Here is a 20429-nt window from a genome sequence, read left to right on the forward strand (position 1 = left end):
GTGCCGGCGGGGCCGGTATCTCGCGCGGCCCGTGCTGGGCATCGGAGGTCAGAGAGGGATGTTGCCGTGTTTCTTGGCCGGCAGCGCCTCCCGCTTCGTGCGCAGGATCCGCAGCGCCCGGACGAGTTGGCTCCTGGTCTCCGCCGGCCGGATCACCGAGTCGACGTAGCCGCGTTCGGCCGCCACGTAGGGATTGGCGAGGGTGTCCTCGTACTCCCGGATCTTCTCGGCCCGGACGGCGGCCGGGTCATCGGCGGCGGCCAGCTCGCTGCGGTAGAGGATGTTCACCGCCCCCTGGGCCCCCATCACCGCGATCTGCGCGGTCGGCCAGGCGAAGTTGAGGTCCGCGCCGAGATGCTTGGAACCCATCACGTCGTACGCCCCGCCGTACGCCTTCCGGGTGATCACGGTGACCTTCGGGACGGTCGCCTCGGCGTACGCGTAGATCAGCTTGGCGCCGCGCCGGATGATGCCGTCCCACTCCTGGCCGGTGCCGGGCAGGAAGCCGGGTACGTCCACGAAGGTGAGCACCGGGATGTTGAACGCGTCGCAGGTGCGGACGAACCGGGCCGCCTTCTCCGAGGCCGCGATGTCCAGGCAGCCGGCGAAGTGCATCGGCTGGTTCGCCACCACCCCGACCGGGCGCCCCTCGACCCGGCCGAAGCCGACCACGATGTTCTGCGCGTAGAGCGGCTGGACCTCCAGGAACTCGCCGTCGTCGAGGACGTGCTCGATCACCTGGCGGATGTCGTACGGCTGGTTCGCCGAGTCCGGGATCAGGGTGTCCAGCTCCCGGTCGGCGTCGGTGACCGCCAGTTCGGCCGGCGCGTCGAAGACCGGCGCCTCGTCCAGGTTGTTGCTCGGCAGGTACGACAGCAGCGCCCTGACGTAGTCGATCGCGTCGTCCTCGTCGGCGGCGAGATAGTGCGCGTTGCCGCTGCGGGTGTTGTGGGTACGCGCCCCGCCCAGTTCCTCCATCGCGACGTCCTCACCGGTGACCGTCTTGATCACGTCCGGCCCGGTGATGAACATGTGCGAGGTCTGGTCCACCATCACGGTGAAGTCGGTGACCGCCGGGGAGTAGACCGCACCGCCCGCGCAGGGTCCCATCACCAGGGAGATCTGCGGGATCACCCCGGAGGCGCGGACGTTGCGGAAGAAGATCTCGCCGTAGAGGCCGAGGCTGACCACGCCCTCCTGGATCCGGGCGCCGCCGGAGTCGTTGATGCCGACCACCGGGCAGCCGATCTTCATGGCCAGATCCATCACCTTGACGATCTTCTCGCCGAAGACCTCGCCGAGGGAGCCGCCGAAGACGGTGAAGTCCTGGGCGAAGACGCAGACCTGCCGGCCGTCGACGGTGCCGTACCCGGTCACCACGCCGTCCCCGTACGGGCGGGTGCGGTCCAGCCCGAAGTTGGTCGAGCGGTGCCGGGCCAACTCGTCCAGCTCGACGAAGGAACCCGGGTCGAGCAGCAGCTCGATCCGTTCCCGGGCGGTCTTCTTGCCCCGGGCGTGCTGCTTCTCCACCGCCCGGGCCGACCCGGCGTGCACCGCCTCGTCCACCCGTCGGTCCAGGTCCGCCAGCCGGCCGGCGGTGCTGTGCGGGTCGATGTCGGTGCTGCTCGGCTGCCCAGTCACGTCCGCGATCGTAACGACGGCCGGCCCCTGGGCCACCACCCGGTGGCGCGGCGTGTGCCGCACCACCGTCCCGCGATCGCGGCGTGTGCCGCACCACCGCTCCGTCGACGCGGTGTACCCCCGCCCATGCAACGCACCAGCCGTCCCGCCGGTCGGTCCGGCTTCTGGCGGTCGGGCCCGTACGCTGGCCTGATGCCGGGATCGCCGTACACCGACCTGGACCGTCCGCCGCTCGACGCGCGACGGCTCCAGCGGGCCCTGATCACGCCGGAGAGTCTCTGGACCCGGCTGGTGCTGCACGGCGAGACCGGGTCGACGAACGCCGACGCCGCCGAGGCGGCCCGGGCCGGGGAACCGGAGGGGCTGGTCGTGGTCGCCGAGCGGCAGACCGCCGGGCGGGGCCGGCGTGGGCGTACCTGGGAGTCGCCGGCCCGGGCCGGGCTCGCGGTCAGCGTGCTGCTCCGGCCCGGGACGGCCCGGCCGGACCGGAACTGGCCGGCGGTGCCACCGTCCCGGTACGGCTGGCTGCCGCTGCTGGCCGGCGTGGCGCTGGTGGAGGCGGTCGATCTGCTGGCCGAGCTGGACTCCGCCCTGAAGTGGCCGAACGACCTGCTGGTCTGGCCCGACCCGGGCAGCGCCCGTTCGCCTGCGGGACCCGGGTCCGACCCGGGCAGCGCCCGTGCTCCGGCAGGGCCCGGGTCCGACCTGGGCAGTGCCGGTCCCGCCGGACGACCCGGGTCGGGCCCGGCCGACGAGCGGGGTGGACTTCCCGCCGGCCCCTCACCGGACGGGGCGGGGCGAAGCAGGACGGGTGGCGAGGCGAAAACCGCCGGGATCCTGGCCGAAGGGGTGGCCGGGCCCGGCGAGGCCGCCCCGGCGGTGGTGCTCGGCCTGGGTGTGAACGTGACCCTGCGCGCCGACGAGCTGCCGGCCAACCCGACCGGGCTGCCCGCGACCTCCCTGCAACTGGCCGGTGCGGCGGCCACCGACCGCGACCCGCTGCTGCGGGCGCTGTTGCGCGGAATCGACCGCTGGTACGCCCGCTGGCGGACCGCCGCTGGCGACGCGCTCGCCTGCGGCCTGCACGAGGCGTACGTGCGCAACTGCGCCACCCTCGGCCGTGAGGTACGGGTGCTGCTGCCGGCCGGAGACGAACTGGTCGGCACCGCCCGCACGATCGACGCGGACGGGCAACTGCTGCTCACCACTGCCACGGCCGACGGCGAACACCGCATCGCGGCCGGCGACGTCCTGCACCTGCGCTGAACCGTCTCGATACCGTCGCCCCGATCCCCGCCCGGTGCCACCGGGCCGGTCTGTCGTCTGGCCGGTCTGTCGTCTGGCCGGCCCGTCGTCCCGCCGCCGGGAAACGTCCGTCGTCCCGCCGCCGGGAAACGTGCGTCGTCCCGCCGCCCGGGAAACTCGGTGAAGAGTCGATACCGGATACCGCCGGGGTGGCGGGAAACCGTTACGGTCACCGCGGACAGACGGATCTGGACGAGGAGGATGGGGTGGCTTTCCCGGAGGACGTGCTCACATCGGACGAGCATGTCGTAGCGCACCTACACCCGCACTGGAAGGCGTTGATCCGCCCGGTTGTGGTGCTGGTACTGGCCGTCGCCGCCGTGGTCGCCGGCTTCGTGCTGCTGCTGCCGGCGGGCGGCGCGGGCACCGTGCTCGGCTACGTGATCGCAGCGGTCGCGCTGGTACTCGCGGTCTGGCTGGGCGTCTGGCCGTACCTGGTCTGGCGCACCACGCACTACCTGTTCACGAACGAGCGGGTACTCCTGCAGAAGGGCGTCTTCTCCCGCGACCGTCGGGACATCCCGCTCGGCCGGATCAACGACCACTCGATGAACCAGAAGTTCCTCGAACGCCTGCTCGGCTGCGGCACGTTGACCATCGAGTCGGCCGGCGAGCGGGGCCAGTCGGTGCTGGCGGACATCCCGGGCGTGGAGCGGGTGCAGACCATGCTCTACGAGATCGTCGAGGCCAACCACGACAAGCACTCGCTCGGTGACGACGAGATGCGGGAGATCATGGCGGACGTGACCGAGGGCAAGCCGCTGCGCGAGCAGACGAAGCAGCGCCCAATGCGCGAGCGGACGAAGTAGGAAGTAGCACACCGAAGGGCCCCTGCCGCCACCCGCCCGTGGTCGGCCGGCCAGGGGCCCTTTCCGGACCCAGGACCCGCCGGCCCGGGGCGGATCAGCCCGGTGCCGCCGGCTCCCGCATGAGGAACCAACCCCGGAAGCGGGTACGCAACACCTCGCGTTCCGGCCGGCCCTGGACGTCCAGCCGGTCCATGCTGGCGGTCAGTGTGACGGTGCCGAAGCCGGGCCGGGCGACCGAGGGCTTGCTGCCGAGTACGGTCAGCCGGGTCGCCAGCCGGTCACCTGCGCGCACCGGGGCGAGCCAGCGCAGCTCCTCCAGCCCCGGCGAGGCGTCCCCGGCCGCCCGCGCCAGCACGTGGTCGACATAGGCGCGCATGAACAGGCTGACCGTGAAGAAGCCGCTGGCGATCAGCCCGCCGTGATGGCTGCGCCGGGCGAGTTCCTCGTCCACGTGGTACCACTGCGGGTCGAAGCGCCTGGCGAAGTCGACCATCTCCCGCCCGTCCACGACGGTGACACCGAGGTCGAACGATCGGCCGGGCGTCAGGTCCTCGAAGAACAGTTCGGCGGGCGCGCCGGTGCCCGAGCGGCTCACCGCGCCGCTTCGCGGGCTGACGAACGCCCCGGAGCGGCGTTCAGTTCGGCGGCGAGTTCGGTCTCCAGGGCGGCGTCGAGGGTCTCGGCGAACTGGACCTCCAGCGGCGCGGCAGAGCCGCCGGCCGCACCGGCGACCCGGCTCCCGGCCTCGCCGCCCCTACCCTGGCTGTCCGGGCTCGCGGCCCGGCTGTCCGGAGTTGCGGCCCGGTCGCCGGGGGTTTCGCCTCCGGACAGTTCGCTGACCGCCTCGGCGAGTTCGGCGACCGGGTCGAGTTCGGCCAGCAGCTCGCCGTCCGGTTCCGCCTCCGACCCGGATCCGCTCTTCTTGCGCACCGCACCGTTCCCGGACGGCCCTGCGGGCGCCGTGCCCGGCGGCATTCCCGGCGCCGTGCCCGGCGACCCGCCCGGCCCGAACGCCGTGCCCAGCGACTTCCGGAAGACGAAGGTGCGGTAGGACCAGAACCGGAAGACGGTGGCCAGCCCGACACCGACCGTCTTGGCGACGTTCAGCGCCAGCAGGCCACTGATCCCGAACCCGTACTTGGCCAGCGCCAGTACGCCCAACTCGATGACCAGTCCGGCTCCGTTGAAGAGGAAGAAGAGCGTGTATTCGCGGCGCATCGCCGACTTCGGCCGGTCCCGGTAGGTCCAGTGCCGATTCATCAGATAGGACGAGATGGTGGCAACGACCGTGGCGATGACGTTCGCCTTCAGCTGCCCGTCGGAGAACACGGTGAGCGCCAGCGCGTTGAACACCGCGTAGTTGACGACGAAGTTCAAACCTCCGACGGCACCGAATTTCAGCACCTCACGCAGGAACTTCTCCCAGCGCTCGGGCAACAGACGGACGAAACGCATTCGACCACCTTAGGGCAGATGCGGCCGCAGGGTGCGCCGGCCGGACGGGGTGGGTCGCCGGTCACTGCCTCTTGTGACTCTGGGTGATCACGTCCGGCGCGTCGGCGGCGGCGGGGCCGACGAAGACGAACCGACGGTACGACCAGAACCGGAAGAACGTGCCCATGGCGGCGCCGACGAAGTTGGCCGCGATGTTGTCGGCCAACAGCGACTTGAACACGCCCGGCCAGATGCTGCCGAGCCCGTAGTGGCTGATGGCCAGGCAAGCGAGCCCGATGCCGAGGCCGACCGCGTTGAAGAAGAAGTAGAGCGAGTACTCCCGGGCCATCCCGGAGCGTTCCCGGTGGCGCCAGGTCCAGAACCGGTTGCCGACGAACGCGACGGTGGCGGCGATGACCGTGGAGAACGTCTTCGCGGTGAGGGTCTCCCAGCCGAGGCTCGCGTTGGCGAAGTTGAACAGCACCAGGTCGACCACGAAGGCCACCGCGCCGACCGTGCCGAACTTGCCCAGCTCATGGATCAGGTGCCCGAAACGGTCCAGAAGGGTGCGAATCAAGCCGCGACGGGTGCCCGGCGCTGAGGGCTGTTCGCCGGTGGCGGTCGAGGACACGGCTCGAGCGTACCGGTTGCCGCCCGACCCCACGGGCCGCAACCGGCGACTCGCGGTCGCGTGGCCAGCGATCCGGCGCGGACGCCGCGTCTCCGCCCGGCCGGCCCGCCGGTGTCTCGGCCGAAGGGTTCGGTGCGCGGTGGAGTGCCTGTTGTGACATGCGGGTCACCTGGCGTCAATGACTGCTGTGAGGACACAGTGACGCAATGCGGTTGCGTGGAAGGATTTGCGTGAAACTGCGCGTGGGAGCGGGGAAAGAATCGTCTTGCGGCAGCCCGCCCGCATCTTGTGCAGTTCTTCACAACCAGTCTCGCTGCCCCGGACGCCGGCTCGGTTTACGCTGACGGAAATCCCAGGCTTTCACTCGGCGACGCGGTCGCCGCGTCTGCGGCACCGCACGCTCCGTAAACGGTCAGCGTCGACCAAAGGAGAACTGTCATGGCCGCTCCGGCTACTATCCGGGGTCTCGATCAAGCTCCGACAAGGCATCCGAAACTACTCGCCTGGGTCAAAGAGGTAGCCGAACTGACCAGCCCTGACCAGGTCGTCTGGGCGGACGGCTCGGAGGAGGAATGGCGGCGTCTCACCGACGAGCTGGTCGACGCCGGCACGCTCGTACGCCTCGATCCGGCCCGCAAGCCGAACTCGTTCTGGGGGCGTACCGATCCTGGCGACGTGTCTCGGGCCGAGGACCGTACCTTCATCTGCTCGGTCGACGAGGCCGATGCCGGGCCCACCAACAACTGGATGGCCCCGGCCGAGATGAAGCGCGTCATGACCGACCTCTACCGGGGTTCGATGCGCGGTCGCACCATGTACGTCATTCCGTTCTGCATGGGCCCGCTCGAGGCGGAACAGCCGATGTTCGGCGTCGAGATAACCGACAGTCCGTACGTCGTCGCCTCCATGCGCATCATGACCCGGATGGGCTCGGCGGTGCTGTCCGGGATGGGCGAGGACGCGGACTTCGTGCACGCGCTGCACTCGGTCGGCGCGCCACTGGAACCGGGTCAGCCGGACGTACCGTGGCCGTGCAACGACACCAAGTACATCTCGCACTTCCCGGAGACCCGGGAGATCTGGTCCTACGGCTCCGGCTACGGCGGCAACTCGCTGCTCGGCAAGAAGTGCTACTCGCTGCGGATCGCCAGCGTGATGGCCCGGGACGAGGGTTGGCTCGCCGAGCACATGCTGATCATGAAGCTGACCTCGCCGGAGGGGACGGTGAAGTACATCGCCGGCGCCTTCCCGTCCGCCTGCGGCAAGACCAACCTCGCGATGCTGGAGCCGACGATCCCCGGCTGGAAGGTCGAGACCATCGGCGACGACATCGCCTGGATGAAGTTCGGTCCGGACGGCCGGCTCTACGCGGTCAACCCGGAGTACGGCCTCTTCGGCGTCGCGCCCGGCACCGGCTGGAAGACCAACGCCAACGCGATGCGCACCATCGACCTCGGCAACTCCATCTTCACCAACGTCGGGCTGACCGACGACGGCGACATCTGGTGGGAGGGGATGAGCGAGCCGCCGGCCCACCTCATCGACTGGAAGGGCCGGGACTGGACGCCGGAGAGCGGCGAACTCTCCTCGCACGCCAACAGCCGGTTCTGCACCCCGCTGCTGCAGTGCCCGATCGTCGCCGACGAGTTCAGCGACCCGAACGGCGTGCCGATCGACGCGATCCTGTTCGGCGGGCGGCGCAAGGACACCATCCCGCTGGTCACCGAGGCCCGGGACTGGGTGCACGGTGTCTACATGGGAGCGACCCTCTCCTCGGAGACCACCGCCGCCGCCTCCGGCGAGGTCGGCGTGGTGCGCCGGGACCCGATGGCGATGCTGCCGTTCATCGGCTACCACGGCGGGGACTACTTCCGGCACTGGATCGAGATGGGCAAGGGCACCGACGGCGACGAGTCGAAGCTGCCGAAGATCTACTACGTCAACTGGTTCCGCAAGAACGCCGACGGCGACTTCATCTGGCCCGGCTTCGGGGAGAACTCCCGGGTGCTGAAGTGGATCGTCGAGCGCCTGGAGGGTCGGGGCGACGCGGTCGAGACCCCGGTCGGCTTCGTACCGGCGCCGGACGCCCTCGACGTCGACGGCCTGGACATGAGCCCGGAGGACCTGCGGATCGCCACCCGGGTCGACGTACAGGAGTGGCGCGACGAGCTGCCGATGATCACCGAGTGGTTCGAGAAGTTCGGCGACAAGCTCCCCGGCGTGCTCTGGGCCGAGCTGGACGCCCTCCGGGCCCGTCTCGACGACGAAGCCGTCCGGGTAGGCGCCGACCACCCACGCTGAGGTGTAGGGAAGGGCGGCCCCCGCTACAACAGAAAACGATGAGCGGGGGCCCTTCCTTTCAGACTGGGTGTGCGGGTGGCCGGCGTTGGGCATCATCGACGGCATGATTACGGCCGCCGCGACCGAGGTCCGGCGGCCGTCCGCTGTCCGCGTGCTGACCTGGCTGCTCGCCGCCACTGCGGCGGCCACCGTCGTGGTCGACGCGCTCAACTGGTGGTACGCCGACGAGCGCGGCTTCGGCCTGGCGGTACGCAGCGGCTGGGCGCTGCTGCGCACCCTCGGCTTCCTGATCCTGATCCGGCACGTCCGGCGGGGCCGGGCCGGCGCCCGCCCGTTCGGGCTGATCCTCGCGGTCACCACTGTCTTCGCGGTCGGCCGGCTGATCGTGCCCCGGGAGGGCGTGCCGGCGCTGCCCGGGGTGCTCGGCTTCGCCGTACTGGCCGTACTCTGCGTCGCCGTCGTCGGGTTGCTCTACCGGTCGACGGCGTTGCGGGACTTTCTGGTGCGGCACCCGAACCGGCTGGTGATCGACCGGCAGGGCATCTCCTGGCGGGAGGTCGCCCCGCGCCGGCCCCCGGTCGCCGGCTGGCTGCTCACCGCCCGGGTCGCGGCGTTCACGTACGGGCCGCTGACCCTGGTGCCCTGCCTGGTGGCAATCGGCACGATCCTCGACGGCCAGCTGCTCGCGGTGCCTACCGTGGTGCTGTGGTTCGGCATCGGCATCGGAGTCAGCTACGCGGTGCTGCTCTGCACCTTCTTCCTGCTCCGCGGCAAGGCGTGGGCGGGCACCCTGCTGGTGCTGGTCAGTGTGGCGGTGGTCGCGGTGGACCTGGCGTTCTGTTGGCTGCTGCTCGGGGTGGACGGACTGGTCCGGGACGGCGTACCGCTGCTGGTGGCCGCCGCGCTGACCCTCTACGCGCTGCGCCGGGCCGGCCGGGCGGCCCGGGACGGCGTGCCGGACGGCGTTCCGGTCGGTGCCGCCGGCCGGTCCGGGTGAGCTGAGGCGGCGGTGGAGACCGTCGACGTGGTGGTGGTGGGCGCCGGGCCGGCCGGGGCCAGCGCGGCGCTGGCGGCCCGCCGGGCGGGAGCCCGGGTGGTGCTGCTGGACCGGGCCGACTTTCCCCGGGACAAGCCGTGCGGGGACGGGATCGCCGCGCACGCGCTCGACGTACTCGCGGAGCTGGGTGTTCCGGACGCGGTGGCCGGCTACCGGGCGGTGCCGGCGCTGCGGCTGGTGGCGCCCGGCGGGGAGCAGGTGGCGCGGCGGCTGCCGCGACCGGCGTACACGGTGCCGCGGCGGGTCTTCGACGCCCGGCTGGTGGCGGCGGCCCGCTCGGCCGGCGCGGAGCTGCGCCGGCACACCGTCCGGCGGGTGCGGCGCTTCGGCGACCTGGTGGTGCTGGACGACATCCTCGCCGCCCGTGCCGTGGTCGGCGCCGACGGCGCCGGTTCGGTGGTCCGGCGGGCGCTCGGGCACGGCGTCAACCCGGACGGGCACCTGGCACTGGCCATCCGGGGGTACGCCCCGGACGCCGCCGGCCCGGCCGAGCAGCGGATCGTCACCTCGGCCGTGCACTGGCCGGGCTACGCCTGGTCGTTCCCGATCGGCGACGGCCGGGCCAACGTCGGGTACGGCGAGGTGCTGGCCGGCCGTCCGCTGCGCCGGACCGAGCTGCTGGACCGGCTGGCGGCGCTGCTGCCCGAGGTCGACCCGGCGGCCGTCACCGAGGTGCGGGGGCACCACCTGCCGCTCTCCACCCGCCGGCCGGCGCCGGGGCGGGGCCGGATCGTGCTGGCCGGAGACGCGCTGTCGCTGGTCAACCCGTTCACCGGCGAGGGGATCTTCTACGCGGTACTCTCCGGCGCGCTGGCCGGTGCGGCTGCCGCGACCGCACCGCACGCCGCCGCCGACCGGTACGCCGCCGCGTTGCGCGCCCGGCTCGGCGGCCACCTGCGGGACAGCTCGGCGGTGGCCTGGCTGGCCCGGCGGGCGCCGGTGGTGGACGGGGTGGTCCGGGCCGCCGACCGGGACGCCCGGGTCTTCCGGACGCTCGTCGAACTGGGCCTGGGCGACGGCCGGCTGGACACCCGGACATTGACCCGGGTCGCCGGCGCGGTGGTCGGCTCGGCCGGGCGGCACTTCCGTCGTGGCCGCTGATCGGTACGCTGCAGGGGATGAGTCTGCGCGACCTTATCTACTCGGTGTACGAGCGGCGTCTGACGGCGAAACTCGCCGGCAAGCCCGTGCCGAAGCACGTCGGGGTGATGTGCGACGGCAACCGGCGCTGGGCCAGGGAGATGGGCTACGTCGACCCCAACGACGGGCACCGGGTCGGCGCAGCCAAGATCAAGGATGTGCTCGGCTGGTGCGACCAGGCCGGGATCGAGCACGTCACGCTCTATCTGCTGGCCACCGACAACCTGCGCCGCCCGGCCAGCGAGCTGGACCCGCTGGTGCAGATCATCGAGAATCTGGTGGTCGAGCTGGCCGAGCAGGGCAACCCGTGGCGGCTGCGGATGGTCGGCGCGCTCGACCTGCTGCCGGCACCGACCGCCATCACGCTCAAGTCGGCGCAGGAGCGCACCCGGGACCGGGTCGGCGGCGCCGAGGTCAACATCGCCGTCGGGTACGGCGGACGGCGGGAGATCGCCGACGCGGTCCGCTCGCTGCTGCACGAGCACGCGGCGGCCGGCGGCACCATCGAGGAACTCGCCGAGGTGCTCGACGTGGACCACATCGCCGAACACCTCTACACCCGGGGGCAGCCCGACCCGGACCTGGTGATCCGGACCAGTGGCGAGCAGCGGCTCTCCGGCTTCCTGCTCTGGCAGTCGGCGCACTCAGAGTTCTACTTCTGCGAGTTGAACTGGCCGGACTTCCGGCGCGTCGACTTCCTGCGCGCGCTGCGCTCGTACGCCAACCGGCAACGCCGGTACGGCGCCTGACCCGGCGGCTGCGGTACGGCGCCTGACCCGGCGGCTGGCCAACTGATTGCGGCCGGCGCCTGGCCGGGCTGCGGCGGGCCCGCGAGGGGTGGCGGGCAGGGCAGGGCGGTCAGGTGAGCCGGTGCAGGGCCTCGGTGAGGAAGTCGCCGAGCGCCTCCGGGGACTCGATGTTCAGGTCGGCGGCGGTGGAGACCTCGTCGCCGGTCTCCGGGTTGGCCACCGCCACGCAGACGCCGAAGAAGTCCGGATCGGCCGCCTCCCGGGCGCGCAGCGCGGCGAAGGCCTTGATGTCCGAGACGTCGTCGCCGAAATACCACGCGCAGTCGGCGTCCCGGACCGCCTCGTCGATCACCATGCCCTTGTCCCGGTCGACGGGCGGCTTGAGCTCCAGCACCATCCGGCCGACCTGCACCCGCAGGCCGAGCCGGTCGGCCTGCTCCCGGCCCCACCTCTCGACCTGCTCGGCCAGGTGCGGCGCGGTCCGGTAGTGCAGGGCGACGGAGAGCCGCTTGTATTCGACGAGCGTGCCCTCGGGCAGCTCGGCCCGGGCCTGGTCGGCGAGTTCGGCCATGGTGGGCACGAACGGCAGCGCCGCCTCCTCGGTGACGGTCTCGCCGGAGGCGTGCAGGTGTTCCAGCCCGTAGAGGCCGTAGAGGTCCACGCCGGGGGCGCCGGCGAACCGGTCGCGCAGGAACTCCACCGGCCGGGCCGAGACGATGGCGACCCGCTGCACCACCTCGGTGAGCGCGGTGATCGCGGCCAGCGCCTTCGGGGCCGGCTCGACGGCCGTCGGATCGTCCCGGACCGGGGCGAGGGTGCCGTCGAAGTCGAAGAACAGGACACAGCGCCCGGCTCGCTCGGCGGTCGCCCGCCACGCCTGCTCGGCAGTCAGCTGACGACGGGTCGGGGGCCGCTCGCCCCCCGGGTTGATCGGCGGCACGGGCGTCAGCGTACCCCGGCGGGTTGCCGCCGCAGACGTCGAAGCGAAAACGTCTCACCCGTCGAGGCGGCAACCTCGACCGGTGGCGTGGCAACCCGCCGGCGGTTCCGGTACGGGTCCGGACGGCGGCGCGGCCCGGCGGCCGGCCGGCGGTGCTGGCGGCGATCTCCCCAGGTCGCCGCGTAACCCCTCAGGGTTGTTGCCGAACCTTCTCGGCGAAGGTTCAGTCGTCGCCGCCGAGCATCGCCCGGCGGCCGTGCAGTCGTGGTCCGATCGGCACCACCGCCGGGTCCTGGCCGCGGCTGAGCAGGTAGCCCTCGACGAAGCCGGTGTTGTGGTCCCCGGTGTTGCGGTCGAGTTCGTTCAGCCGGGTGGTCAGGAACTCGGTGAGTGTGGTGATCCGTGCCTCGAGTCGTTCGTGCAGATCGGCGACGACGGCCAGGACGACGGCGGTACCGGTGGCGGTGATGGCGAGTGCGTTCACCAGGAACGGCACCGGGTCACCGCCGTGCACCGTCCCCACCACGATGTTCGCGGTCACGCACAGGGTCAGGGACACCGCCGCGACGACGACAGCCATCCATTTCAGGGTCATGGCTGACCCTCCTTCTGTCCCGCAGGGCTGAATTCGGCCTTGTCCCGTCCCCCCGCCGACGACGAGCCCAAGCAGTACGAAGAGCGACGTTAGCGCGACTGATTGATTCCTGGACCTGATTGGATGGGACTCATGCGCGAAGTTGCGCCATCTGAGTAACTACCCGGCTTGCCTACGCCCTTTTCGGACATCTACTGGCAAGGTTGGGCGATAGGCTAGATAACGGATGGTCTCTCGAATGTGGAACTTCTCCGCGTCCGAGACGTTAGGGTCGACCAGCCGGCGCAGCAACGCCTCGACGTCCGGGTCCATCGGCGGGGCGCTCGGTGCCGGCCGGGACGGGGTGCTGCGGTCCCAACCGAGCACTCCGAACGCCACGCCCGGGTCCAGGCCCAGCCCCTCGCAGAACGCGACCACCCGGGCCGCCTCGGGGTCGCTGGCCCACTCGCCGCGCACCCAGCGGTTGATGGTCTGCCGGGAGACGCCGGTGCGTCGGGAGACCTCCGTGCCGGTCCAGGCGCGGGTGGTGCGGGCGTCGTCGAGGGCTTTGCGTACGAAGGCAGCGAACGCGATCTTCCGTCCGTGGGCGCGGTCCGGCACCCGGTGACGGTACGGCCAGCCGTCGTCCTCCGGGGGGACTGCGACCAACGTGTACTGCGTGCGTGACAACGGCTCACTTTTGCGGCGCGTGGCGGTCTTGCTTGTGTTGAGGGGTATCACATGGCAACAATAGGTGTACGTAGGTGTGGGGGTAATCAGACGAAAAGCTGATACTGTCACGCGTACGGTACGTCCTACCGTGTGTCGCGTGCATGAGACGGTTCGTGCTCGCGGGGATGACATCCTCGTGACTGGAGGAGTCCGGTGACCGAACTAGCAACCCGGGCCCAGGCATTCGGTCTGATCGCCGACGGTGTCGCCGCCGGCCTCAGTGCGCCGTGGCGGCTCTACCTGGCCCGGGGCTGTCGCTACCTGTCGCTGAACGTCGGCGACCGTGCGGAGTGGAACTCCTGGCGGACCCATCTCGGCTGCCCGGAGTTGAGCGTCCGGGTGTACGACGCGGGCGGCGAGATCCGGCGGGCCTCGGTCGCCGAGGTCGTGCTGGACGGCTGCCGGATCAGCGTCGAACTGGTCGAGGAGGTGAGCACCGAGGATCTCGACCGCCTGCTCATCACCGACCCCACCTCATTCGACCCCACCTCCTCCGACCCGGAGGAGAAGTGACCGCGCCGGCGAACGGTCTGTGCGGTGCGGAGCTCCAGGACATCGACGAGCGGAGCGAGGAGACTTGCGTGAGCGAGAGTTACCGGCGAACGGGCCGACCGAGGCCCCGGTTCCGGACCCGGTTCCGGCCCTGCGGTGCCGGCAGGCGGAGCGGGGTGCCGGCATGAGCGGGCGGCGGTCTCCGGCCGGTCAGCCGGGCCCGGGCCGTCGCGCTGCCGGCCAGCGGTGCGAGGAGCTGGTCCGGTGAGCCCGTTCTTCGTGGTCTTCCTCGTCCTGCTGCTCGCCTCGGCCAGCTATGCGGCCGGGCGGCTGCACGGCCAGCTCAGCTACCGGCTCGGCTACCGGTTCGGTTACCGGCAGGGATATTTCGACGGGGACCGGGGTGCCTGGAACCGTCGGCGCAGGGAGGCGCAGGCGGCCATCGCCTCGGTGTTGGCGGTGCCATCACCCAGCACACCGCACATCGCCCACACCGTCGTAGGTCAGGGAACGACGTACACGGGCGCCTCTTTCGCGGGGACCGCGCCCAACGGCGGACGGCACTCCACCGACGCGCTCGCCGGCCGGAACCTGGCCGGCGGCGCGGTGGGGTGAGCGGTCGCCCGCGAACACGGTGCCGGTCCGTACGGACCCGCGCCGTCGGGATCACGTCAGACCGGTGACGGTGATCCCACCGGCCGGGATGCGCGCAGGGGGCATGCATCCCGGCCGGTCCACCGTCCTCCGGCGCCGCGCGAGCCGGTCGCCGTCCGGGCCCGTGCCGTCCGGTCGGCCGTCCGGCCCCGTGCGAAGCACAGCCGCGTCCCCAACCTCACGGGACAGAACACCTAGCCCAAGCTGGCATCTCCCGGTTAGCGTCTACGGCATGGCACGGGGTCGTCCCGGGCCAGCCGGCCGGCCCGGACTCTGCGAACGCGTGCGCCACGGGGCCCGCATCCGACCCCGTGACCATCCGGGCACCGGACGAGGCGGAACGCGGGTGTAACGGGTGCACACCCGCCGGAGCAGGCCTGTGACGAATCGCCGTAGCACTCCTCGGGCCGACGACCAGAGCCCGGCCGCCGCCCCCCGGCCCGCGGGCCGGGCCAGGACCGGACGCCGTACCCGGACGTCCGAGCCGGCAGCCAGTGCGGAGCCCGCACCAGAACGCCGGGCGTACGTCCTGGACACCTCGGTGCTGCTCTCCGACCCCGGTGCCTTCCACCGGTTCGCCGAGCACGAGGTGGTGGTGCCACTCGTGGTGATCTCGGAGCTGGAGGGGAAGCGCCACCATCCGGAACTGGGCTGGTTCGCCCGGCAGTCGCTGCGGATGCTCGACGAGCTGCGGGTGAAGCACGGCCGGCTGGACCAGCCGGTACCGGCCAACGACGCGGGCGGCACGCTGCGGGTGGAGCTGAACCACTCCGACGACGGCGTACTGCCGCCGGGGTTCCGCACCGAGTCCAACGACACCCGGATCCTGTCGGTCGCGCTCAACCTGGCCGCCGAGGGCCGGACGGTCACGCTGGTCAGCAAGGACATGCCGCTGCGGGTCAAGGCGGCATCGGTGGGGCTGACCGCCGACGAGTACCGGCACGGCCAGGCCAGCGACCCGACCTGGACCGGCATGGCCGAGCTGGAGCTGGCCGAGGAGCAGGTGAACCAGCTCTACGACGGCGCGGCGCTGGACCTGGACGCCGCCGCCGGACTGCCCACGCACACCGGTCTGGTACTCCACTCGCCGCGCGGCTCCGGCCTGGGCCGGGTACTGCCGGACAAGACCGTACGCCTGGTCCGGGGCGACCGGGAGGCGTTCGGGCTGCGCGGCCGTTCCGCCGAGCAGCGGGTCGCGCTCGAACTGCTGCTGGACGAGTCGATCGGCATCGTCTCGCTCGGCGGCCGGGCCGGCACCGGCAAGTCCGCGCTGGCGCTCTGCGCCGGCCTGGAGGCGGTGATGGAGCGGCGCCGGCACAAGAAGGTGATCGTCTTCCGCCCGCTGTACGCCGTCGGTGGCCAGGAACTCGGCTACCTGCCCGGCTCGGAGACGGAGAAGATGTCGCCCTGGGCCCAGGCGGTCTTCGACACCCTCGGCGCGGTGGTGCACGAGAACGTGATGGACGAGGTGCTGTCCCGGGGAATGCTGGAGGTGCTGCCGCTCACCCACATCCGGGGGCGGAGCCTGCACGACGCCTTCGTCATCGTCGACGAGGCGCAGTCGCTGGAACGCGGGGTGCTGCTCACCGTGCTGTCCCGGGTGGGCCAGGGCTCCCGGGTGGTGCTCACCCACGACGTCGCCCAGCGGGACAACCTGCGGGTCGGCCGGCACGACGGCGTGACGGCGGTGATCGAGGCGCTGAAGGGGCATCCGATCTTCGCGCACGTCACGCTGAGCCGATCCGAGCGGTCGCCGATCGCCGAGGTGGTCACGGACCTGCTGGAGGACATCCCGTTGTAGCCGGGGAGCGGGTCGGGCAGCGACAAGTGGCGGAGTTCTGTCCTGGTTTATACCTATATTAGGCGTGACCCAGTTCACAGTTCCTGCCACTGGTTTCCCAACTGCCCCACCTTGCGCAATCGTGTCCTTCGAGCGCCCACGCCCCGGAGGCATCGCAGGAGATCAGTTCTCCGCCTCCGCCGGCGGAGGCACCGACGCCACGGCGGGTCGGGGTCGCGGCCCGCCGGGCCGGGGCGCTCGCGGCGTGACCGGCGGCCTTTCCGGCTCCGCCGCGCCGCGTCCCTGATCCCGACGAGAGGACCACTGGTGTGAGTCGGCTGTGGAGCCGGTTCGGTGTCCGGGGAGTCGCCGTTGCCCTGCTCCTGGGGGGCGTCGGCGGTGGCTACTACCTCGGCGAGGACCGGGAAGCGCAGCAACACAGCATCGAGGCCGAGTCGGCGTTCGACGCGCAGCAGGCCGAGTGGGACCTGCTCCGCGAGCGACACGCGGCGCACATCCGGGCCACCGCCGAGCAGCGGGCCGCCGAGGCGGAGGCCGCCCGGAAGGCGGCCGAGGTCGCCAAGGCGGCGGCGGAGCGGGCCAGGAAGGCGGAGCAGGCCGCGAGCCGTAAGCGCGAACGCGAGAAGCAGGAGAAGGAGGAGGCGGAGCAGGCCACCAAGCCGTACGACGGGCCGATCCCCGCCTCGTGCAACGAATACAGCGGTAACCGCAAGATCGGCTGTGCCCTGCTGCTCGACAAGGGCTTCGAGCTTTCCGAGATGCCCTGTCTCGACAAGCTCTGGAAGAAGGAGAGCGGCTGGAACCACCGGGCCGAGAACAAGAACACCGGGGCGTACGGCATCCCGCAGGCCCTGCCGGGCACCAAGATGGCCTCGGCCGGCAGCGACTGGCGGACCAGCCCGGCGACCCAGATCAAGTGGGGTCTCGGCTACATCAAGGGCCGGTACGACACGCCCTGCGGCGCCTGGAGTTTCTTCCAGGCCGAGGGCTTCTACTGAGCCGAACGTCACAGGTCGACCACCCCGGAGGCGGGGGCCGGGCCGGAAGTGCCCGCGCCCCCGCTTCCGGCTTCCCGCTGCGGCTCCCGACCTGCTGCTCCGACTTCCTGCTCCGGTTTCCTGCTCCGGTTTCCCGTTTTCCGGCTTCCGGACGCGTTTTCGCCCCGTCGACCGACTCCGGTGGCGGTCGGCGCGGGAAGCTGATAGCAACTTGAGGGTGACGTTCGACCCGATGTCCCGGGGCAACGACCCCAACCGGTTCGGCACCGAGGCCTTCTACGCGGCGCTCGGCCGGGCCTTCGTGGCGATGTGCGCCGTGGTGCCGGTGCTCTTCGTGATCGAGGCGCTCGACGTCTGGCTGAACGCCGGCTTCGACACCACCGCCGGGATCATGCCCCGGAACATCGCCGGGCTGGACGGGATCTTCTTCGGGCCGTTCCTGCACCACGGCTTCGACCATCTCTACAGCAACAGTGTGCCGCTGATCCTGCTCGGCACCTTCGTGCTGGCCGCCGGGGCGAAGCGGTTCCTGTACTCCACGCTCCTGATCATGTTCGTCAGTGGGCTCGGTGTGTGGTTCACCGGGTCGCCCCGGTCCATCGTGGTCGGGGCGAGCGGGGTGGTCTTCGGCTACCTCGGCCTGCTCTTCATGCGGGGCATCGTCGAACGCAGCTGGTGGAACATGGGCGTCGTGCTGCTGGTCGGCCTGCTCTACGGCTGGCAACTGCTCGGGGTGCTGCCCACCGACGAGCCGATCTCCTGGCAGGGGCACCTCTTCGGCCTGCTCGGCGGGCTGGTGGCGGCGGTGGTCTTCCGACGGCGCCGCCCTCGCGACGACGACCCGTACCGGTCCGAGTCGACGATGACCCTGCCCTGACGTCGCGTCCCTGGCCTGCGCGGACGCCGCGTACACCCGCCGGTGGGACGGCTATTGCTTCGATGCCTGGTGTCCGCCTACGGTCGGATCAGCACAGCTGTTGATCAGTCCGTGACCGGAGAGCGACGGTGGGCACATGCGTGAGGTCGATGTCGCGATCATCGGGGCCGGCCCCACCGGGCTCTTCGCCGCCTACTACGCCGGATTCCGGGGACTGTCGGTCGCGGTCGTCGACGTGCTGCCCGAGCCCGGCGGACAGGTCACCGCGATGTACCCGGAAAAGGTGATCTACGACGTCGCCGGGTTCCCGTCGATCAAGGGCCGCGACCTGGTCGCCAACCTGGTCACCCAGGCCGCGTCCTTCGACCCGGAATACCTGCTCGGGGTCCGCGCCGAGAAGCTGTCGTACCTGGACGGCAGGCCGGCGCTCACCCTGGCCAACGGGGACGCCCTGCACTGCGGCGCGATAATCGTCACCGCCGGGCTGGGCAGCTTCACACCCCGACCGCTGCCCGCCGCCGAGAACTTCGTCGGCAGCGGCGTCGTCTTCTTCGTACCGCACCTGGCCGATCTCGCCGGGCAGGACGTGCTCATCGTCGGCGGCGGTGACTCGGCGTTCGACTGGGCGCTGGCCCTGCACCCGCTGGCCCGGTCGGTCACCCTGGTGCACCGCCGGGAGAAGTTCCGGGCACACGCCGCCACCGTCGACCGGGTACGCGGACTGCCGGTACGCATCGTGGTCAACGCCGAGGTGACGAAGCTGCACGGCGAGGGTGCGGTGACCGGGGCGGACCTCGTGGTCAAGGGCGGCGGGACGGAGACGGTCCCGGTCGACACGGTGGTCGCCGCGCTCGGGTTCACCGCCGACCTCGGGCCGCTCACCGAGTGGGGACTGGCGCTGGACAAGCGGCACATCCTGGTCGACAGCACGATGGTGACGAACCTGCCCCGGGTCTTCTCGGCCGGCGATATCACCGAATATCCGGGCAAGGTCCGGTTGATCGCCACCGGCTTCGGCGAGGCCGCGACGGCGGTGAACAACGCGGCAGTGGTGATCAACCCGGCCGCCCACCTCTTCCCCGGCCACTCCTCCGACGCCGGCTGACCCGACGCCGGCTACTCCTGCTCGGCCAGTGGCCGGCCGTCGAAGTCGACCGCCGAGTAGAGCGCCAGCTTCTCCAGCCGGTGGTACGAGTCGATCACCCGGATGGTGCCGCTCTTCGAACGCATCACGATCGACTGGGTGTACGCGCCACCGGCCCGGTAGCGGACCCCGCGCAGCAGGTCGCCGGAGGTGATCCCGGTCGCCACGAAGAAGGCGTTGTCCCCGGTCACCAGGTCGTCGGTGCCGAGTACCCGATCGAGGTCGTGACCGGCGGCGAGCGCCTTCTCCCGCTCCTCGTCGTCCCGGGGCCAGAGCTTGGCCTGCATCGCCCCGCCCATGCACTTGAGTGCGCAGGCGGCGGTGATCCCCTCCGGGGTGCCGCCGATCCCCATCAGCACGTCGACGCCGGACTCACCCCGGGCCGCCGCGATGGCCCCGGCGATGTCGCCGTCGGAGATGAACTGGATGCCGGCACCGGCCCGGCGGATCTGCTGCACCAACTCCTTGTGCCGGGGCCGGTCCAGCACGCAGACCGTGACGTCGGAGACCTCCGCACCCTTGACCTTGGCGATCCGGCGCAGGTTCTCCGCCACCCCGGCGTTGATGTCGATGACGTCGGCGTAGACCGGGCCGACGGCGAGCTTCTCCATGTAGAAGACCGCGCTCGGGTCGAACATCGCACCGCGCTCGGCCACCGCGAGCACGGCCAGCGCGTTCGGCATGCCCTTGCTCATCAGCGTGGTGCCGTCGATCGGGTCGACCGCTACGTCCACCTCCGGCCCGCTGCCGTCACCGACCTGCTCACCGTTGTACAACATCGGGGCGTTGTCCTTCTCGCCCTCACCGATCACCACGACACCGCGCATCGGGATCGAGTTGATCAGCTTGCGCATGGCGTCGACGGCCGCACCGTCGCCACCCTCCTTGTCGCCCCGGCCGACCCACCGGCCGGCGGCCATCGCCGCCGCCTCGGTGACCCGGACGAGGTCGAGGGCCAGGTTGCGGTCGAGGTTCTGTGGCACCCGGGTACGGGTGTTGGTCATGTCGGCTCCTCCTCGCGGCACTGCGGGGTGGCCCGGCACGGCACGGCGCCGCCGCCAGCCTTGGTCAGGAATCCTGACACGCCTGTCAACTTAACGCCGGTCCGGGCCAGGTGGTCCGGATCACGGCAACCGGTCGACCGCGGCGG

General features: G+C 71.3%; 20 protein-coding genes. 12 read left to right on the forward strand and 8 right to left on the reverse strand.

Annotated elements, in window-relative coordinates:
• Nucleotides 1-48: 48 nt before the first annotated feature.
• On the reverse strand, nt 49-1641 hold the full coding sequence (locus ACN28A_RS18910) for an acyl-CoA carboxylase subunit beta (protein WP_421396854.1): 1593 nt from the start codon (nt 1639-1641) through the stop codon (nt 49-51).
• Nucleotides 1642-1833: 192 nt separating this feature from the next.
• On the opposite strand from ACN28A_RS18910, the gene ACN28A_RS18915 reads away from it, so the two are divergent.
• Nucleotides 1834-2907, forward strand: coding sequence for a biotin--[acetyl-CoA-carboxylase] ligase (locus ACN28A_RS18915; RefSeq protein WP_421396855.1), 1074 nt, complete (start codon nt 1834-1836; stop codon nt 2905-2907).
• Nucleotides 2908-3152: 245 nt separating this feature from the next.
• Complete coding sequence (locus ACN28A_RS18920; RefSeq protein WP_421396856.1) at nt 3153-3755, forward strand: PH domain-containing protein; 603 nt, start codon at nt 3153-3155, stop codon at nt 3753-3755.
• Between the two features lie 94 nt (nt 3756-3849).
• Here ACN28A_RS18920 and ACN28A_RS18925 read toward each other — a convergent pair whose 3' ends face one another.
• The 3 genes from ACN28A_RS18925 to ACN28A_RS18935 all read right to left on the reverse strand — a co-directional run bounded on the left by ACN28A_RS18925 (nt 3850) and on the right by ACN28A_RS18935 (nt 5862).
• Nucleotides 3850-4350, reverse strand: coding sequence for a MaoC/PaaZ C-terminal domain-containing protein (locus ACN28A_RS18925; RefSeq protein ID WP_421396857.1), 501 nt, complete (start codon nt 4348-4350; stop codon nt 3850-3852).
• On the reverse strand, nt 4347-5210 hold the full coding sequence (locus ACN28A_RS18930; protein ID WP_421396858.1) for a GtrA family protein: 864 nt from the start codon (nt 5208-5210) through the stop codon (nt 4347-4349). The genes ACN28A_RS18925 and ACN28A_RS18930 overlap by 4 nt, the downstream gene beginning before the upstream one ends.
• Nucleotides 5211-5271: 61 nt before the next feature.
• A complete protein-coding gene (locus ACN28A_RS18935) occupies nt 5272-5862 on the reverse strand; it encodes a GtrA family protein (RefSeq protein WP_421396859.1) in 591 nt (196 codons plus the stop codon).
• A 396-nt stretch (nt 5863-6258) separates the two neighbouring features.
• Between ACN28A_RS18935 and ACN28A_RS18940 the strand changes: the two genes are divergently transcribed.
• The 4 genes from ACN28A_RS18940 (at nt 6259) to ACN28A_RS18955 (ending at nt 11067) form a co-directional block, all read left to right on the forward strand.
• Complete coding sequence (locus tag ACN28A_RS18940; RefSeq protein ID WP_421396860.1) at nt 6259-8121, forward strand: phosphoenolpyruvate carboxykinase (GTP); 1863 nt, start codon at nt 6259-6261, stop codon at nt 8119-8121.
• Nucleotides 8122-8224: 103 nt separating this feature from the next.
• The gene (locus tag ACN28A_RS18945) at nt 8225-9118 is read left to right on the forward strand and encodes a hypothetical protein (protein WP_421396861.1); all 894 of its coding nucleotides are present in this window, start codon (nt 8225-8227) and stop codon (nt 9116-9118) included.
• A gap of 12 nt (nt 9119-9130) precedes the next feature.
• Entirely contained in the window at nt 9131-10279 is a 1149-nt protein-coding gene (locus tag ACN28A_RS18950) for a geranylgeranyl reductase family protein (protein ID WP_421396862.1), read from the forward strand.
• 17 nt (nt 10280-10296) lie between these two features.
• Nucleotides 10297-11067 (forward strand): isoprenyl transferase, encoded by a 771-nt coding sequence (locus ACN28A_RS18955; protein WP_421396863.1) that lies wholly within the window; start codon nt 10297-10299, stop codon nt 11065-11067.
• Nucleotides 11068-11176: 109 nt separating this feature from the next.
• On the opposite strand, the gene otsB is transcribed toward ACN28A_RS18955, so the two are convergent.
• From otsB to ACN28A_RS18970, 3 genes are all read right to left on the reverse strand, one after another.
• Nucleotides 11177-12007 (reverse strand): trehalose-phosphatase, encoded by an 831-nt coding sequence (gene otsB / locus ACN28A_RS18960; protein WP_421396864.1) that lies wholly within the window; start codon nt 12005-12007, stop codon nt 11177-11179.
• Between the two features lie 223 nt (nt 12008-12230).
• Nucleotides 12231-12602, reverse strand: a complete 372-nt coding sequence (locus tag ACN28A_RS18965) for a hypothetical protein (protein WP_421396865.1) — start codon at nt 12600-12602, stop codon at nt 12231-12233.
• A 159-nt stretch (nt 12603-12761) separates the two neighbouring features.
• The gene (locus ACN28A_RS18970) at nt 12762-13202 is read right to left on the reverse strand and encodes a helix-turn-helix domain-containing protein (protein ID WP_421396866.1); all 441 of its coding nucleotides are present in this window, start codon (nt 13200-13202) and stop codon (nt 12762-12764) included.
• A gap of 264 nt (nt 13203-13466) precedes the next feature.
• Between ACN28A_RS18970 and ACN28A_RS18975 the strand changes: the two genes are divergently transcribed.
• The 6 genes from ACN28A_RS18975 to ACN28A_RS19000 all read left to right on the forward strand — a co-directional run bounded on the left by ACN28A_RS18975 (nt 13467) and on the right by ACN28A_RS19000 (nt 19240).
• Complete coding sequence (locus ACN28A_RS18975; RefSeq protein WP_101369646.1) at nt 13467-13826, forward strand: hypothetical protein; 360 nt, start codon at nt 13467-13469, stop codon at nt 13824-13826.
• A 243-nt stretch (nt 13827-14069) separates the two neighbouring features.
• Complete coding sequence (locus tag ACN28A_RS18980; RefSeq protein ID WP_421396867.1) at nt 14070-14420, forward strand: hypothetical protein; 351 nt, start codon at nt 14070-14072, stop codon at nt 14418-14420.
• A 418-nt stretch (nt 14421-14838) separates the two neighbouring features.
• Nucleotides 14839-16260: a PhoH family protein gene (locus tag ACN28A_RS18985; RefSeq protein ID WP_421396868.1), complete on the forward strand. Its 1422-nt coding sequence runs from the start codon at nt 14839-14841 to the stop codon at nt 16258-16260.
• Between the two features lie 308 nt (nt 16261-16568).
• Nucleotides 16569-17258 carry a transglycosylase SLT domain-containing protein gene (locus ACN28A_RS18990; protein WP_421396869.1) on the forward strand — a complete coding sequence of 230 codons (690 nt, stop codon included), beginning with the start codon at nt 16569-16571 and terminating at the stop codon, nt 17256-17258.
• A gap of 232 nt (nt 17259-17490) precedes the next feature.
• The gene (locus ACN28A_RS18995) at nt 17491-18135 is read left to right on the forward strand and encodes a rhomboid family intramembrane serine protease (RefSeq protein WP_278066012.1); all 645 of its coding nucleotides are present in this window, start codon (nt 17491-17493) and stop codon (nt 18133-18135) included.
• Nucleotides 18136-18271: 136 nt separating this feature from the next.
• Nucleotides 18272-19240: an NAD(P)/FAD-dependent oxidoreductase gene (locus tag ACN28A_RS19000; protein WP_421396870.1), complete on the forward strand. Its 969-nt coding sequence runs from the start codon at nt 18272-18274 to the stop codon at nt 19238-19240.
• A gap of 11 nt (nt 19241-19251) precedes the next feature.
• On the opposite strand, the gene glpX is transcribed toward ACN28A_RS19000, so the two are convergent.
• Nucleotides 19252-20283 carry a class II fructose-bisphosphatase gene (glpX, locus tag ACN28A_RS19005; RefSeq protein ID WP_421396871.1) on the reverse strand — a complete coding sequence of 344 codons (1032 nt, stop codon included), beginning with the start codon at nt 20281-20283 and terminating at the stop codon, nt 19252-19254.
• Between the last annotated feature and the right edge of the window lie 146 nt (nt 20284-20429).

The sequence above is a fragment of the Plantactinospora sp. WMMB782 genome, assembly GCF_049179135.1.
Classification (GTDB): Bacteria; Actinomycetota; Actinomycetes; order Mycobacteriales; family Micromonosporaceae; genus Plantactinospora.

Excerpts from the sequence above, each read along its gene's own strand:
- ACN28A_RS18915 (WP_421396855.1), top strand. The coding sequence starts at position 1,834 with ATGCCGGGATCGCCGTACACCGACCTGGACCGTCCGCCGCTCGACGCG.
- ACN28A_RS18930 (WP_421396858.1), bottom strand. The coding sequence starts at position 5,210 with ATGCGTTTCGTCCGTCTGTTGCCCGAGCGCTGGGAGAAGTTCCTGCGT.
- ACN28A_RS18940 (WP_421396860.1), top strand. The coding sequence starts at position 6,259 with ATGGCCGCTCCGGCTACTATCCGGGGTCTCGATCAAGCTCCGACAAGG.
- ACN28A_RS18945 (WP_421396861.1), top strand. The coding sequence starts at position 8,225 with ATGATTACGGCCGCCGCGACCGAGGTCCGGCGGCCGTCCGCTGTCCGC.
- ACN28A_RS18955 (WP_421396863.1), top strand. The coding sequence starts at position 10,297 with ATGAGTCTGCGCGACCTTATCTACTCGGTGTACGAGCGGCGTCTGACG.
- ACN28A_RS18965 (WP_421396865.1), bottom strand. The coding sequence starts at position 12,602 with ATGACCCTGAAATGGATGGCTGTCGTCGTCGCGGCGGTGTCCCTGACC.
- ACN28A_RS18995 (WP_278066012.1), top strand. The coding sequence starts at position 17,491 with ATGTCCCGGGGCAACGACCCCAACCGGTTCGGCACCGAGGCCTTCTAC.
- ACN28A_RS19000 (WP_421396870.1), top strand. The coding sequence starts at position 18,272 with ATGCGTGAGGTCGATGTCGCGATCATCGGGGCCGGCCCCACCGGGCTC.
- glpX (WP_421396871.1), bottom strand. The coding sequence starts at position 20,283 with ATGACCAACACCCGTACCCGGGTGCCACAGAACCTCGACCGCAACCTG.